We start from the raw sequence: 12,993 nt of genomic DNA, 5'->3' as shown, positions 1-12,993 counted from the left end.
GGTGCTGTGGGTACCCGCGGGACTCGCGCTCGCACTCGTCGTGTTGCCGGTCGTCGGTCTGCTTGTCCGCTCGGACCTGCGGCGGTTGCCGGCACTGATCGTTTCCGACTCCGCGCTCGCGGCACTGCGGTTGTCGATGGAGACGGCGGCCATCTCGACGGCGGCCTGTGTCCTGCTGGGGGTGCCGCTGGCCGTCGTGCTGGCGCGGTCGGCCGTGCCGGGTATCCGGCTGCTGCGCGCGATTGTCTTGCTGCCGCTCGTATTGCCGCCCGTCGTCGGTGGACTTGCCTTGCTGTACCTGTTGGGGCGCAAGGGTTTTCTCGGTTATCTCCTGGACGTGACGGCAGGTGTGACGGTGCCGTTCACCACGGCCGCGGTGGTGATCGCGCAGACGTTCGTCGCCATGCCGTTCCTCGTGGTGAGCCTCGAAGGGGCGCTGCGGAACGCCGGTGACTCCTATGAACAGGTGGGTGCGACGCTCGGCGCGAAGCCGTGGACGGTGTTCCGCCGGGTCACCGTGCCGATGTTGCTACCCGCGCTCGGCTCGGGCGCGGTGCTGAGTTTCGCGCGTTCGCTGGGCGAGTTCGGTGCGACCATCACGTTCGCGGGCAGCCTGGAGGGGGTGACCAGGACGCTGCCGCTCGAGGTCTACACACAGGCTGAGTCCGATGTGGACAGTGCGGTCGCGGTGGCGTTGCTGCTGGTGGTGGTCGCGCTCATGGTGATCGTGGTGGCCCGGCCGAGGGCGCTGGAAGGCCGGGCGTGATGTTGCGGGCGGAGATCGAGCTGACTCGCGGCGCCTTCGAGCTCACCGTGGACTTCGAGGTGCCCGCGGGAACGGTGCTCGCGATCCTCGGGCCGAACGGGTCCGGCAAGTCCAGTCTGCTCGGGAGCCTCTCGGGCCTGCTGCGTCCGCGACGGGCGAGAATTTTCTTTGGTGACAAGGAACTGCACGATCTGCCGCCGCATGCCCGGTCGATCGGCTTGCTGTCGCAGGATCCGCTGCTGTTCCCTCATCTGTCCGTTGTGGACAATGTTGCGTTCGCGCCGCGCTCGAAGGGTGCTGGACGGGCAGGGTCGCGAGAAGTCGCGCGGCGCTGGCTGGCCGAAGTGGACGCGATGGAGTTCGCCGACCGTAAGCCCGCGCAGCTTTCCGGTGGGCAGGCGCAACGGGTCGCGGTGGCTCGGGCATTGGCCGGTGAGCCCGATCTGCTGTTGCTCGACGAGCCGATGGCCGCACTCGATGTCGACGCCGCGCCGGCGATCCGCGGGCTGCTGCGACGGGTGCTCGGGGCGAACAAGGACCGTGCCACGGTACTGGTCACCCATGATCCGCTCGATGCGCTCGCGCTGGCCGATCACGTGCTGGTCCTGTCCGGTGGGCAGGTCGTCGAACGCGGCCCGACACGGGAGGTGCTCGCCGCCCCCCGGACGGCGTTCACAGCCCGGATCGCCGGCCTGAATCTGATCGCCGGCACCGCGGTGGAGGACGGGTTGCGGACCGAAGACGGACGGTTGATCGCGGGGCTGCGCACCGCTGACGCGACGCTCGGCGAACCGGCTGTCGCGGTGTTCGCGCCGAGTTCGGTTGCGGTGTATCCCGTCGAGGATGGTCGCCCGGGGAGCCCGCGCAACATCATCGCCACCTCGGTGGCGGCGCTCGAACCACACGGTCCGGTGATTCGGTTGCGTACCGATGCGGGGCTCGCGGCGGACCTCACTCCGGCCGCCGTCGCCGACCTGCGGCTCGAGCCGGGGATCGCGGTCCGGCTGGATATCAAGGCCACGACGGTAACCGTCTACCCCGCTGCCGCCAGCCCCTCGCCCACCACCACCCTCAACGGAGACGCGTCGCGTCACGGATAATTCCCAGGCATGAGCCAGTGGACGTATCTGACCGATATGGACGGGGTGTTGGTGCACGAGGAGCATCTGATCCCCGGCGCCGACGAGTTCCTCGGCGAGCTGCGCGCGCATGGCACGCCGTTCCTGGTGCTCACGAACAACTCGATCTACACCCCGCGTGACCTGCGGGCGAGGCTGCAGCGAACCGGGTTGGACGTGCCGGAAGACCGCATCTGGACTTCGGCCCTGGCCACCGCGAAGTTCCTGGACAGCCAGCGCCCGAACGGCTCGGCTTTCGTCATCGGCGAAGCGGGCCTGACCACGGCGTTGCACGAAGCGGGATATGTGCTGACCGATCGCGAGCCCGATTACGTCGTGCTCGGGGAGACCCGGACGTACAGTTTCAGCGCGATCACCAGGGCGATCCGGCTGATCGAAGCGGGCGCCAGGTTCATCGCCACCAATCCGGATGCGACCGGTCCGAGCCTCGAAGGCAGCGTGCCCGCGACGGGTTCGATCGCAGCGCTGATCGAGAAGGCCACCGGGCGTTCGCCGTACTACGTGGGGAAGCCGAACCCGTTGATGATGCGCTCGGCGTTGCGGCGGCTGGGGGCACACTCGGAGAGCACGATCATGATCGGCGACCGGATGGACACCGACGTGCACTCCGGGATCGAGGCCGGGTTGCAGACCGTTCTGGTGCTCACCGGTATCTCGACGAAGGACACCGCCGACCGCTTCCCGTACCGGCCGACTCTGGTGGTCGAATCGATCGCCGACCTGGTCGGGCGCACCCAGGACCCGTTCGCCGCCGGGCTGCCGGGGCAGCGGGACTGAGCAGGGCTTATGGTCGGGGGGTGGATGTCCCGACCTATGTTGTAGGTGACGTGCACGGGTATCGGGACAAGCTGGCCGACGCCCTGCGCGAGAGCAAGTTGATCGACGACAATGACAACTGGTGCGGTGCCGATGCGTGCCTGTGGTTTCTCGGCGACTTCGTCGATCGCGGGCCGGATGGCATCGGTGCGATCGACCTGGTGATCCGGCTGCAGGAGCAGGCCGCCGAGGTCGGCGGGTCGGTGCAAGCATTGTTGGGGAACCACGAAATCCTGCTGCTGGGCATGTACCACTTCGGGGACACGGTCGTACCGTCGGACTTCGGACCACGCAGCTTCGCGCGGAGCTGGGAGATCAACGGCGGGCAGCCGGAGGACCAGGACGCGCTCACCGATGATCACATCGAGTGGCTCTCGACCCGGCCGCTGATCGCCCATGCTGGTGAACATCTGCTGATGCATTCGGACACCCTGGAATACCTGGACTGGGGTGACACCGACGAGGAAATCAACGAAACCGCACAGGAAATCCTGGCGGGTGACGATCTGGCCAGCTGGTGGGACGTCTGGCGCCGCATGACGACAAGGTATGCGTTCCGTGGCCCACGGGGTGCCGAGGTGGCGGCGGAACTCTTGGCGCAGCTCGGCGGTGAGCAGATCGTGCACGGGCACAGCGTCATCGCCGACCAACTGGGCATCCATCCGTCGCAGGTGGAAGCACCTTTCCTTTATGCGGAAGGAAAAGTCCTGGGCATCGATGGCGGCTTGTTCGTCGGTGGCCCCTGCCTGGTGGTGCCCCTCCCCTGGGAGCCGGAGGACTAGGCAGCCCCCGCCCCAGACACGAAACCGATGCCGTGCAACGAAAAGCGACCAACGGACCCACCGTCCGGTCAATTCCGCACCCAACGGGACGTCACCTTGAGTGGGTGGTCGTTTTGGGGGCTTTCACCTAGGGCGTTGCGATGATTTCTCGGCCTAGTGGTAGCAAGGAGATGGGTATCAGTTTGAAGTTTGCCACGCCGAAGGGTATGCCGATAATTGTCACGCATAACAGTGCACCCGTGACAATGTGCCCCAATGCCAGCCACCAGCCGGCGAAAATGATCCAGATTATGTTTCCCAGCACCGATCCTGCACCGGCGTCGCGGCGGTCCACCACGGTGCGGCCGAAGGGCCAGAGGGCGTAGTTTGCGATCCGGAACGAAGCGATGCCGAACGGAATCGTGACAATCAGGATGCAGCAGACGATCCCCGCCACAACGTATCCCACTGCCATCCAGAAACCGCACAGTAGCAACCAGATGACGTTCAATACCAAGCGCATCAGACCAATAGCTCCCCTCGCACGGTCGTCACGGCCTGACCGGCGAGCGTGACCCGACTTTCCCGCAAAGATACCCGGACCACGCCGCCCCGTGGGGAGGCCTGCTCGCCGACCAGTTCGTCCCGGCCCAGCTGCGCCGACCAGTACGGCGACAGCATGCAGTGTGCCGAACCGGTCACCGGGTCTTCCGGTACCCCCACCGCCGGGCCGAACACCCGGCTCACGAAATCGATCCCCGGCCTGTCCCCGGGCGCGGTCACCACCACGCACCGAGCATCCCAGGTGGCGATCGTTCCGAAGTCGGGCACCAGCGCGCGCACCTCGGCGGCGTCATCGGTGCGGATCAGGAGGTCCCATTTTCCCCGCAGGATTTCCTTAACGGTCACCCCTCCCAGCCGTAAAGCGTCAACCGCCGCGCTGGGTGGGTCGGCCGGGAAGTCCATCTGGACCCAGCCATTGTCCGCCGTCGTACGAAGTTCACCGCTGCGCGTCGTGAATACCTGCGAACCGCCGAGGACGTGGGCAGCCGCCAGTGTCGCATGCCCGCACAGGTCGACTTCGACCTTCGGAGTGAACCATCGCAACGATTTCGGACCCGCATCGTGGACCTCCACGAACGCCGTTTCCGCATGTTTCAGTTCCGCCGCAACCGACTGCATCCAGCGAGGATCGGCCGGTCCGTCCAGCAGAACCACACCCGCCGGGTTGCCCGCGAAAGCCGCATTGGTGAAGGCGTCAACGATGTACAGGCGCATGTGCCCACCCTAAACTCGAAGCGCCAGCGCCGACGCGAACGAGGAGGCATCATGCCTGCCGTGCCGAGCTATTCCTCGGGCACCTCTGACCTGCCCATGCTGGGCGACACCATCGGTGACAATTTCGACCGCACAGTGCAGGCATTCGGTGACCGCGACGCGCTGGTCGACGCCGGTCGCCGCTGGACATACGCCGAACTCGCCGCCGACATCGACGCGCTCGCGCTGGGGCTGCTCGAACTGGGCATCGGCAAGGGAGACCGGGTCGGCATCTGGTCGCCCAACTGTGCCGAGTGGACGATCACGCAGTACGCGACCGCGAAGATCGGCGCGATCCTGGTCAACATCAACCCCGCCTACCGCGCACACGAACTCGAATATGTGCTCAACCAGGCCGGAATCCGGCTACTGGTCTCCGCCGACAAGTTCAAAACCTCCGACTACGCCGGCATGATCGACGAGGTCCGGCCGAACTGTCGGCGCCTCGAGCACATCGCGTTCATCGGCGGCGGGCTGTGGAAGTCCTTAGTGGACAATGGGAAGCAAGCCGATCCCGCGGCGCTGGCGGACATCCGGCTTTCGGCGGACGATCCGATCAACATCCAGTACACCTCGGGCACGACCGGATTCCCCAAGGGCGCAACGCTTTCCCACCACAACATCCTCAACAACGGCTTCTTCGTCGGCGAGCTGTGCAACTACACCGAGGCCGACCGCATCTGCATCCCGGTGCCCTTTTACCACTGCTTCGGCATGGTCATGGGCAATCTCGCGGCCACCAGCCATGGCGCTTGCATGGTCATCCCGGCCCCCGCGTTCGACCCGAAAGCCACCCTCGAAGCGGTGCAAGCCGAGCGGTGCACGTCGCTCTACGGGGTGCCGACGATGTTCATCGCCGAGCTGGCACAGCCGGACTTCGACAGCTACGACCTGTCCAGTCTGCGCACCGGCATCATGGCGGGCTCACCGTGCCCGGTCGAGGTGATGAAACAGGTCATCGAGCGGATGGGCATGGCGGAAGTGTCGATCTGCTACGGCATGACCGAAACATCGCCGGTGTCCACGCAGACCCGCGCCGACGACTCGATCGAGCGCAGAGTGTCCACGGTCGGGCGCGTCGGCCCGCACCTCGAAGTCAAGGTGGTGGACCCCGAAACCGGGCTGACCGTGCCGCGCGGTGAGCCGGGCGAGCTGTGCACGCGTGGGTACTCGGTGATGCTCGGCTACTGGGAGCAGCCCGACAAAACCGCCGAAGCGATCGACCGGGCCCGCTGGATGCACACCGGCGACCTCGCGGTGATGGATGACGAGGGGTACCTCAACATCACCGGCCGCATCAAGGACATGGTCATCCGCGGCGGAGAGAACGTGTATCCGCGCGAGATCGAGGAATTCCTCTACACCCACCCTGACATCCTTGACGCACAAGTCATCGGGGTGCCGGACGAGCGCTACGGCGAGGAGCTGATGGCGTGGATCCGGATGCGTGAAGGCACCACCCCGCTGACCGCCGAGTCGGTGCGCGAGTTCTGCGCGGGCAAGCTCGCCCACTACAAGATCCCGCGGTACGTGCACATCGTCGGCGAGTTCCCGATGACGGTCACCGGAAAGATCCGCAAGGTCGAGATGCGCGAACAGGCCGTCAGCCTGCTGGGCCTGGAAAGCGTCGCGGCTACGCGGCACGCCTAGCAACATCAATCCAAGGAGGTTCCCATGGCAAGCCGGCTCAACCCGTACCTCACCTTCGACGGCGACGCTCGGGAGGCGATGGAGTTCTACCACGGCGTGTTCGGCGGCAGTCTGAACGTGAACACGTTCGGCGACTTCGGTGCGCCGGACGAGTCGTTGGCGGACAAGGTGATGCACAGTCAGCTGGAGACCGACCGCGGGTTCGTCCTGATGGGCTCGGACCTCGCGCCGGACATGCCGTACCAGCCGGGCAACACGATCTCGGTGAGCCTCAGCGGCGACGACGCCGACGAACTGCGCGGCTACTGGGCGAAGCTGTCCGAGGGCGGCAACGTCGCCACGCCGCTGGAGAAGCAGATGTGGGGCGACGAGTTCGGCATGTGCGTCGACCGGTTCGGCGTGACGTGGCTGGTGGACATCGCCCAGCCGCAGGGCTGAGCGGCCCCTACGCGACGATTTCCGCGAACGCCTTGGCGTCCTCCTCGCCGAACGTTTCTTCGAGCTGCTCAGGGGAGTAGTCGAGGTCGATCTTGTCCACCGGGACACCGCGTGCGGATTCGATCGCACCCAGCCGCCGCTGCGCCCGGTCGGCCGCGTACTCGATGAACTCCTGCGGGTCGTTGTCGAATGGCTGAATCTCGAACTGGTCGTTGACCCACTGGATCATGCCGAGCGCATGCGGCAAGAGTTCGCCCATCCGCTCCTGCACGACGTCCCACAGCGAGTCGTCGGCGGCGATATGCCGCCGGCAGGTGAACGTGCCCCATGCCATGTGCCGGCGCTCGTCGTCACCGATGTGTTTGACCAGGTCCTGCATGCCGGGCAGGATTCCGCGCCCGGTACAGACTCGTTGCCACGCGTAGTACCCGGTGAGCGCGAGGCTGCCTTCGATCACATGGTTGTAGGTGACGCTGGCGCGAACCTGGTTGCGGGGGCTGGGATCGTCGGCGAGCAGCCCCAGCGATTCCGGCAGCTCCTCGTAAAAAAGCTTGCGATAGTGCGGATTCTCGGACACGAACGAAGTGAGGTCCTCGGTCAGCCCGACCGCGTCCATCCAGCGGCGAAAAACCTCGGTGTGTTTCGCTTCCTCGAAACAGAACTGGGTCAGGTACATCTCGTCGCCGAAGCGGCCTTCGGTCGCCATCGCCTTCATGAACGGCTGGATGTCCTCGGTCACCGCCTCTTCGCCCGCGATGAACTGCGCACACAGGTAGGTCGCCGAGCGGCGCTCGTCGTCCGTGAGCGCCTCCCAGTCCGCCCGGTCCTTGCCGAAATCGATGTCGGCCGGATTCCAGAACTTCTTGTTGCCCTTGACGAACAGGCGCAGCGGGAACGCGTCCCAGTTGAGCCCACCGCGTCGTAATGAGGTGAAACCGGTGCGGGTCATGGGGTCGGACCTCTCTTTCACTCCATTGTGGACAAATGTTGGTTGATCAACGGGGCGACGGCGGCGCACACCATGTCGGCGGCTTCCGTTGCGGAATGCGTGGGCAAAACCAGGTGGCTCAGCCCGAGCCGGGTCACGGTCTCGGCGAGCAGGTTCGCAGTCGGTTCGTCGAATGCGGGCGCGAACTGCCGGTAATGCGTGGCGGCGACTTCCGACGCGGCAGCGAGTACCGGCGCACCCTTCGTGGTGAGCAGAGGCAACAGGTCCTCGCCTTCCCGGGTGCCCAGCGCGGCGGCGACCAGCTTGTTCTCGCGCGCGTGCTCGATCGTGTACACCACCGCGCGGTGGATTCCGGAGACCAGGTCGGGCGCGGCTTCGAACCGGACCCGGATGCCTTCGAGGAACTCCGCCGTCGTCCGCAACGCGACCGCCTCGACGAGGGCTGTCTTGTTGCCGAATTCGTTGTAGACCGTCTGCCTGCTCACGCCCGCGGCCGCGGCGACATCGGCCATCCGGAGCCGGGCATAGCCGTGTTCGGCAAGGAGCCCGGTCGCGGCGTCGAGAAGGGTCTCTCGCAGCGAGGCCTTGGTGCGTTCGACGAACGACGAGGTGATCTCGGACACGCCATGAGCTTGACACAGTCCCGGAGAATGTCAATGGCCTTGACGTCAATGAACCGTGCGTAAACCGCGCTACGGTAACCGTCGTGCGGATGACTGTCGGCTTCGACCTGGACATGACGCTGATCGACCCGAGGCCCGGGGTGGTTGAGGTGATCGACGCGCTCGGCGAGGAAGCGGGCATACCGCTCGACGGCGAATACTTCGCGAACAACATGGGCCCGCCGCTCGATCTGACCTTGCGCGACGTCGGCGCGCCCGAAGCGCGGATACCCGAGCTGGTCGCCCGGTTCCGCGAGCTGTACCCGGACATCGTCATCCCGGCCACCGTGGCGTTGCCCGGCGCGCACGAGGCGCTCGACGCCGTGCGCCGCGCGGGCGGCCGAACCATTGTGGTGACAGGAAAGTATGGGCCCAACGCGGCCAAGCACATCGAGGCGCTCGATCTCGGAGTCGATGTACTGGTGGGCGAGCTGTGGGCCGCGGGCAAGGCGGTTGCACTGCGCGAGCACGGCGCGAAAGCCTATGCCGGAGACCATCTCGGCGACGTGCGTGGCGCCATCGCCGCGGGAGTGACGTCCATCGCCGTCACCACTGGGCCATGTAGCCGCGAGGAACTCGCCGCCGCCGGCGCGGAGGTAATTTTCGACAGCCTGACCGAATTTCCCGCCTGGTTCAGCTCTTTCGGTGCTCCCGAACCAGTGCGATGAACCCGAGCACGACTCCGAGCGGGGTTGCGACACCTGCCACGAGACTCAGCCATACCGGCAGGTCCTGCAGGCCGGCGGCGAACAGGATGAACACCGCCAGCACGGCGAGCACACCGACAGCGAAGACCCCGATCCCCACTCGCATGAGCCAGGGTGCCCGCTGCCCTGCGTTCGCAACTTCGTTCATGGGTAAAGAGTAGTAGGGATAGCTACTTCTCCCCGGGGCGGCTTGCGGGATAGGCTGATCGGTACGCGTCCTGGGTACGCCCCGGGGCGCGTTCGTCGTGCAAGGCGCGGGCGAACAGAGTGAAGGAATGGGTGAGGGAAGTGCCGACCGGCAAGGTCAAGTGGTACGACGCGGAGAAGGGATTCGGTTTCGTCACGCAGGACGGTGGCGAGGACGTCTACATCCGCAAGACCGCGCTACCCCAGGGGGTAGAGGCACTCAAAGCAGGTCAGCGGCTTGAGTTCGGGGTTGCTGACGGGCGGCGCGGGCCGCAGGCGCTGTCCGTCCGGTTGATCGACTCCCTGCCCTCGGTCGCGGAAGCGCGACGGCGCCCCGCGGAGGAGCTGCACGGCCTCATCGAGGACATGATCAAGCTCCTGGAGACGAAGGTGCAGCCCGATCTGCGTCGCGGCCGCTACCCCGATCGCAAGAACACCAAGCGGATCGCGGAGGTCATGCGCGCGGTCGCGCGTGACCTTGATCCCTAAGGTTGCACCTGCAGGGACCAGAAAGCGCGGGCGACCAGTTGGGGGTTGCCGTTCTCGTCGAGGATCGGGTTGCCGTTCTGATCGGCTGCGTAGGCGGCGCCGATCTGTTGCACTTCGACCACGACGAGTTGGTTGCCCGCGCCCGGTTCCGCGGTGTAGGCGAGCTGGCTGCCCGGGGAGAAGTACTGCTGTTTGAGCCGCAGTTGCCCGCCGGCGTCGGCGTATTGGACGTTGACGAGCCACGGCGTCTTGCTGATGTCCGAGGGCACCGAAATCTGCACCGGCATGCCCTTGCGCACGTTCAGGGTCACGATGTGGTCGGGATGCTTGGCGCAGTCACGCAGCAGCGCATCGCAGTACTCGGCGGGGCCGGTGTTCACGGTGTGCCCGTCGCCGTAGAAGGTGACCTCGGGCGGGCCCACCGTGGAACATCCGGTCAGTACCAGCGCACCGGCCGCCAACAGCCCGAACAATCGACTACGCCGCATGAAGAGAACCGTACTGTGTCCATGGTTACCAACCCGAACGCAGTCACGGCTATCGGCCAAACGTAGCCCGGCCCGGCCACCGGTTGGCCGGGTTGGTAACTAGGCGACCGTTCCCGCCGGGTGCTGGGGCCGCTTCCGGAGGAAGGGCACAAGGGAACCGCCGCGCTGCACCAGAAACGACTGGGTCAGCCCGAGGCTCAGTAACACCGACACCACGACGAAGCCGATCCAGTACGTCGGCGGCAGCAGAAGCCCGATCGCGCCGCCGAAACACCACGCCAGCTGCAGCACCGTTTCCGAGCGGCCGAACGCGGAGGCCCGCGACTCCTCCGGCAGATCCGACTGGATCACCGCGTCGAGGCTGATCTTCGCGAGCGCGCTCGCCGTCGAGCCGACGAGGCCGACGATCGCGGCCGTCGCGATCCCCGCGAACACCGCCGCGAGCACCGTCGAGGCCAGCGTGGCCGCCAGACTGCCCAGCACCACCTGCGTCGGATGGCCGAACTGCATCCGCGAGCCGAGCCCGTTGCCGACGAACCCGCCGATCCCGGCCGCCGCGCCGATGACACCGAGCAGCAGCAACTGCGTGAACGGGCTCTGCCCGTTCTGCTCGGCGTGCGCCTTCACCGCGAACGCGGCGAACATCATCAAAAACCCGGTGAGCACCCGGACAGAACCGTTGCCCCACAAGGAAACCATGACGTCCCGGCTGAGCGGCTGGCGTTTGGGCTTACCGGGCCGCGCCTTCAACGAGGCGGGCACCTCGCCCTCGGTCGCCTCCACCCACGACGGGATTCGCATCGACTGCACCGCCGCCGCCACACAGATCAACGCGGTGAACCACAGCGCGCCCGCCGAGCCGAACACGGAGTTGACCCCGCTCGCGACTCCACCGAAGACCCCGGCGGCGGCGAGCCCGAATACGGTCAGCCGTGCGTTGGTCTTCGACAGCGTCACCCCGTGCGGCACCACGCGCGGCGTGACGGCCGACTTGAGCACGGTGAACGACTTGGACAGCACCATCATGCCCAGCGCCGCCGGGTACAGCCCCCAGTCGTTGAAGTGCAGCGCCATCAGCGCGGCCATCAGGCCCTGCCCGACCGACGACACGCACATCGCGAGCCGCCTGCCGCGCTGGATCCGGTCCAGTGCCGGGCCGATCACGGGTGCGACGAGCGCGAACGGCGCGATGGTGATGAGCAGGTACAGCGCGACCCGGCCGCGGCTTTCCCCGCTGGTCGCCGCGAAGAACAGGGTGTTCGCCAGCGCGACGGCCATGGCCGCGTCGCTCGCGTAGTTGAGCATCACCGCGTACATCAGCGACGTCAGGCCGGATTTGTCGGCGCCATCGGCTTTCGCGGCGCGCTGGAACGCGCCGACCGCCTTGCCGCCGAGCTCACGGCTGCGCATCGCGGCGACCCGGGTGACGGTGATCTTCTTCGGTATCCGCGGCATCGCGCCCGCGGTGGCCTCGGTGCGGTGCTCGTGCGGTGGCTCCTGCGCACGCGGCCCCGGGGGTGGGTAGCCGTCGGTGTTGTAGTGCTCGTACAGGGGCTCGGTGCGGCGCGGTGGCGGCTCGCCCGGCCGTGGCGGGTACGGCCGCGCGCCCCGCGGCGGCACCGAACTGTGCGGTGGGACCGAGCCACGGGGTGGGGTGGCCGGCGGCGGTGAATGCACGGCGCCGGTCGGTGCGTCGTCAGCCGTCGACGTCGCTCGGGTGTACGCGGACGGGCGCCAGCTCTGCCCGGAGCCCGGCTCCGGCGTCCACTTGCGTTTGCGCCCCACGCCTCAATCTTGCCTCATGCCCAGGTCGGTGTGCTGGGCGATCAGTCGCTTGGCACGAATTTCACCCGGAACAAGACCGGCCACAGCTTCCCCGTGACCAGGAATTCGTCTGTGCCGGGGACGGCGGCGATGCCGTTGAGCACGTCCGCCTGCCGCCGCTGGGCGTCGGTGAGCAGGCCCGAAGCGTCGATCCGGCCGGTGACCGTGCCGGTCGCCGGATCGATCCGGAGGATCGTGTCCGTCTGCCACACGTTGGCGTAGACGGTGTCACCGACGCATTCCAGCTCGTTGAGCTGGTCGAACGTCTGGTTACCCGCGTGCACCGTGACGGTGCCCAGCGGCGCGAAGCTCACCGGGTCGCGGAAGGTCAGCTTGTCCGAGCCGTTGCTCATCACGAGCCGGTCCTGCTGGTGGCACAGTCCCCAGCCCTCGCCCTGGTAACCGACCCGCCGCAGCTCGGCGAGTGTGCGCGCGTCCCGTTCGATCGCGATGCCGTCCTGCCAGGTCAGCTGCCACAGCTTCGTGCCGACGACGGTGATGCCCTCGCCGAAGAACGGTGCCGGCAGCGCGGCGCGGACCGTCGGTGTCGCGCCGGGGGGACCGGCCCGTACCTCGGAGCGGCCGGAGAGCCCGGTGCCTTCGTAGAGCAGCCCGTCGGCCAGCTCGAGGCCCTCGGTGAAGGCAGAGGTGTCGTGCGGCAACGTCGCCACGACCTGCACTCGCAGTCGCGGAACGGAGCCGGGCGCTTGCGGAGCGCTCGCCGCGCATGCCGTCAGTGCCGTGACCAGTGCGAGCACGAAGGAGACCAGGAGGCGCACGGTCTTACCCTGACATGACGCG

General features: G+C 66.9%; 16 protein-coding genes. 8 read left to right on the top strand and 8 right to left on the bottom strand.

Annotated elements, in window-relative coordinates; all coding sequences use genetic code 11:
• Position 1: 1 nt before the first annotated feature.
• From GKO32_RS22225 to GKO32_RS22210, 4 genes are read left to right on the top strand one after another with little or no spacing between them, the layout of a single operon-like run.
• A complete protein-coding gene (locus GKO32_RS22225) occupies positions 2-766 on the top strand; it encodes an ABC transporter permease (RefSeq protein WP_312868310.1) in 765 nt (254 codons plus the stop codon).
• On the top strand, positions 763-1,866 hold the full coding sequence (locus tag GKO32_RS22220; RefSeq protein ID WP_312868309.1) for a sulfate/molybdate ABC transporter ATP-binding protein: 1,104 nt from the start codon (positions 763-765) through the stop codon (positions 1,864-1,866). Before GKO32_RS22225 ends, GKO32_RS22220 begins: the two co-directional genes overlap by 4 nt.
• 9 nt (positions 1,867-1,875) lie before the next feature.
• Positions 1,876-2,682: an HAD-IIA family hydrolase gene (locus GKO32_RS22215; RefSeq protein WP_154758809.1), complete on the top strand. Its 807-nt coding sequence runs from the start codon at positions 1,876-1,878 to the stop codon at positions 2,680-2,682.
• A 20-nt stretch (positions 2,683-2,702) separates the two neighbouring features.
• Positions 2,703-3,503, top strand: coding sequence for a metallophosphoesterase (locus GKO32_RS22210; protein ID WP_312868308.1), 801 nt, complete (start codon positions 2,703-2,705; stop codon positions 3,501-3,503).
• A 127-nt stretch (positions 3,504-3,630) separates the two neighbouring features.
• Here the strand turns inward: GKO32_RS22210 and GKO32_RS22205 are convergent, their stop codons facing one another.
• Positions 3,631-4,005, bottom strand: a complete 375-nt coding sequence (locus GKO32_RS22205) for a YccF domain-containing protein (protein WP_154758807.1) — start codon at positions 4,003-4,005, stop codon at positions 3,631-3,633.
• Positions 4,005-4,760 (bottom strand): PhzF family protein, encoded by a 756-nt coding sequence (locus tag GKO32_RS22200; protein ID WP_154758806.1) that lies wholly within the window; start codon positions 4,758-4,760, stop codon positions 4,005-4,007. The genes GKO32_RS22205 and GKO32_RS22200 overlap by 1 nt, the downstream gene beginning before the upstream one ends.
• A gap of 51 nt (positions 4,761-4,811) precedes the next feature.
• Here GKO32_RS22200 and GKO32_RS22195 point away from each other — a divergent pair, with 51 nt between their 5' ends.
• Together GKO32_RS22195 and GKO32_RS22190 are read left to right on the top strand one after the other, a co-directional pair.
• On the top strand, positions 4,812-6,449 hold the full coding sequence (locus tag GKO32_RS22195; RefSeq protein ID WP_154758805.1) for an AMP-binding protein: 1,638 nt from the start codon (positions 4,812-4,814) through the stop codon (positions 6,447-6,449).
• Positions 6,450-6,473: 24 nt separating this feature from the next.
• Complete coding sequence (locus GKO32_RS22190; RefSeq protein ID WP_154758804.1) at positions 6,474-6,887, top strand: VOC family protein; 414 nt, start codon at positions 6,474-6,476, stop codon at positions 6,885-6,887.
• Positions 6,888-6,894: 7 nt separating this feature from the next.
• Here the strand turns inward: GKO32_RS22190 and GKO32_RS22185 are convergent, their stop codons facing one another.
• Positions 6,895-7,836, bottom strand: coding sequence for a R2-like ligand-binding oxidase (locus tag GKO32_RS22185; RefSeq protein ID WP_154758803.1), 942 nt, complete (start codon positions 7,834-7,836; stop codon positions 6,895-6,897).
• 17 nt (positions 7,837-7,853) lie between these two features.
• Entirely contained in the window at positions 7,854-8,459 is a 606-nt protein-coding gene (locus tag GKO32_RS22180; protein ID WP_312868307.1) for a TetR/AcrR family transcriptional regulator, read from the bottom strand.
• An 83-nt stretch (positions 8,460-8,542) separates the two neighbouring features.
• Between GKO32_RS22180 and GKO32_RS22175 the strand changes: the two genes are divergently transcribed.
• Positions 8,543-9,166 (top strand): HAD family hydrolase, encoded by a 624-nt coding sequence (locus GKO32_RS22175; RefSeq protein ID WP_312868306.1) that lies wholly within the window; start codon positions 8,543-8,545, stop codon positions 9,164-9,166.
• Here the strand turns inward: GKO32_RS22175 and GKO32_RS22170 are convergent.
• Positions 9,132-9,353 (bottom strand): hypothetical protein, encoded by a 222-nt coding sequence (locus GKO32_RS22170; protein ID WP_154758801.1) that lies wholly within the window; start codon positions 9,351-9,353, stop codon positions 9,132-9,134. The two genes, GKO32_RS22175 and GKO32_RS22170, sit on opposite strands and share 35 nt — an antisense overlap.
• 140 nt (positions 9,354-9,493) lie before the next feature.
• Here GKO32_RS22170 and GKO32_RS22165 point away from each other — a divergent pair, with 140 nt between their 5' ends.
• Complete coding sequence (locus tag GKO32_RS22165) at positions 9,494-9,880, top strand: cold-shock protein (protein WP_312868326.1); 387 nt, start codon at positions 9,494-9,496, stop codon at positions 9,878-9,880.
• Here the strand turns inward: GKO32_RS22165 and GKO32_RS22160 are convergent.
• From GKO32_RS22160 to GKO32_RS22150, 3 genes are all read right to left on the bottom strand, one after another.
• Positions 9,877-10,368, bottom strand: coding sequence for a DUF2771 family protein (locus GKO32_RS22160; protein ID WP_154758800.1), 492 nt, complete (start codon positions 10,366-10,368; stop codon positions 9,877-9,879). The genes GKO32_RS22165 and GKO32_RS22160 overlap by 4 nt on opposite strands.
• A gap of 99 nt (positions 10,369-10,467) precedes the next feature.
• A complete protein-coding gene (locus tag GKO32_RS22155; RefSeq protein ID WP_312868305.1) occupies positions 10,468-12,153 on the bottom strand; it encodes an MFS transporter in 1,686 nt (561 codons plus the stop codon).
• Between the two features lie 41 nt (positions 12,154-12,194).
• A complete protein-coding gene (locus GKO32_RS22150) occupies positions 12,195-12,971 on the bottom strand; it encodes a glutaminyl-peptide cyclotransferase (protein ID WP_312868304.1) in 777 nt (258 codons plus the stop codon).
• Positions 12,972-12,993: the final 22 nt, after the last annotated feature.

Origin of the sequence: Amycolatopsis pithecellobii (genome assembly GCF_009707865.1) — a bacterium.
GTDB classification, from domain to species: Bacteria; Actinomycetota; Actinomycetes; order Mycobacteriales; family Pseudonocardiaceae; genus Amycolatopsis_E; species Amycolatopsis_E pithecellobii.
This window is presented reverse-complemented; position numbering and strand designations above follow the sequence as displayed.

What these genes read in the sequence shown, in the direction of transcription:
- GKO32_RS22195 (WP_154758805.1), top strand. Translation starts at nt 4,812, where the DNA reads ATGCCTGCCGTGCCGAGCTATTCCTCGGGCACCTCTGACCTGCCCATG.
- GKO32_RS22160 (WP_154758800.1), bottom strand. Translation starts at nt 10,368, where the DNA reads ATGCGGCGTAGTCGATTGTTCGGGCTGTTGGCGGCCGGTGCGCTGGTA.
- GKO32_RS22200 (WP_154758806.1), bottom strand. Translation starts at nt 4,760, where the DNA reads ATGCGCCTGTACATCGTTGACGCCTTCACCAATGCGGCTTTCGCGGGC.
- GKO32_RS22190 (WP_154758804.1), top strand. Translation starts at nt 6,474, where the DNA reads ATGGCAAGCCGGCTCAACCCGTACCTCACCTTCGACGGCGACGCTCGG.
- GKO32_RS22185 (WP_154758803.1), bottom strand. Translation starts at nt 7,836, where the DNA reads ATGACCCGCACCGGTTTCACCTCATTACGACGCGGTGGGCTCAACTGG.
- GKO32_RS22170 (WP_154758801.1), bottom strand. Translation starts at nt 9,353, where the DNA reads ATGAACGAAGTTGCGAACGCAGGGCAGCGGGCACCCTGGCTCATGCGA.
- GKO32_RS22205 (WP_154758807.1), bottom strand. Translation starts at nt 4,005, where the DNA reads ATGCGCTTGGTATTGAACGTCATCTGGTTGCTACTGTGCGGTTTCTGG.
- GKO32_RS22215 (WP_154758809.1), top strand. Translation starts at nt 1,876, where the DNA reads ATGAGCCAGTGGACGTATCTGACCGATATGGACGGGGTGTTGGTGCAC.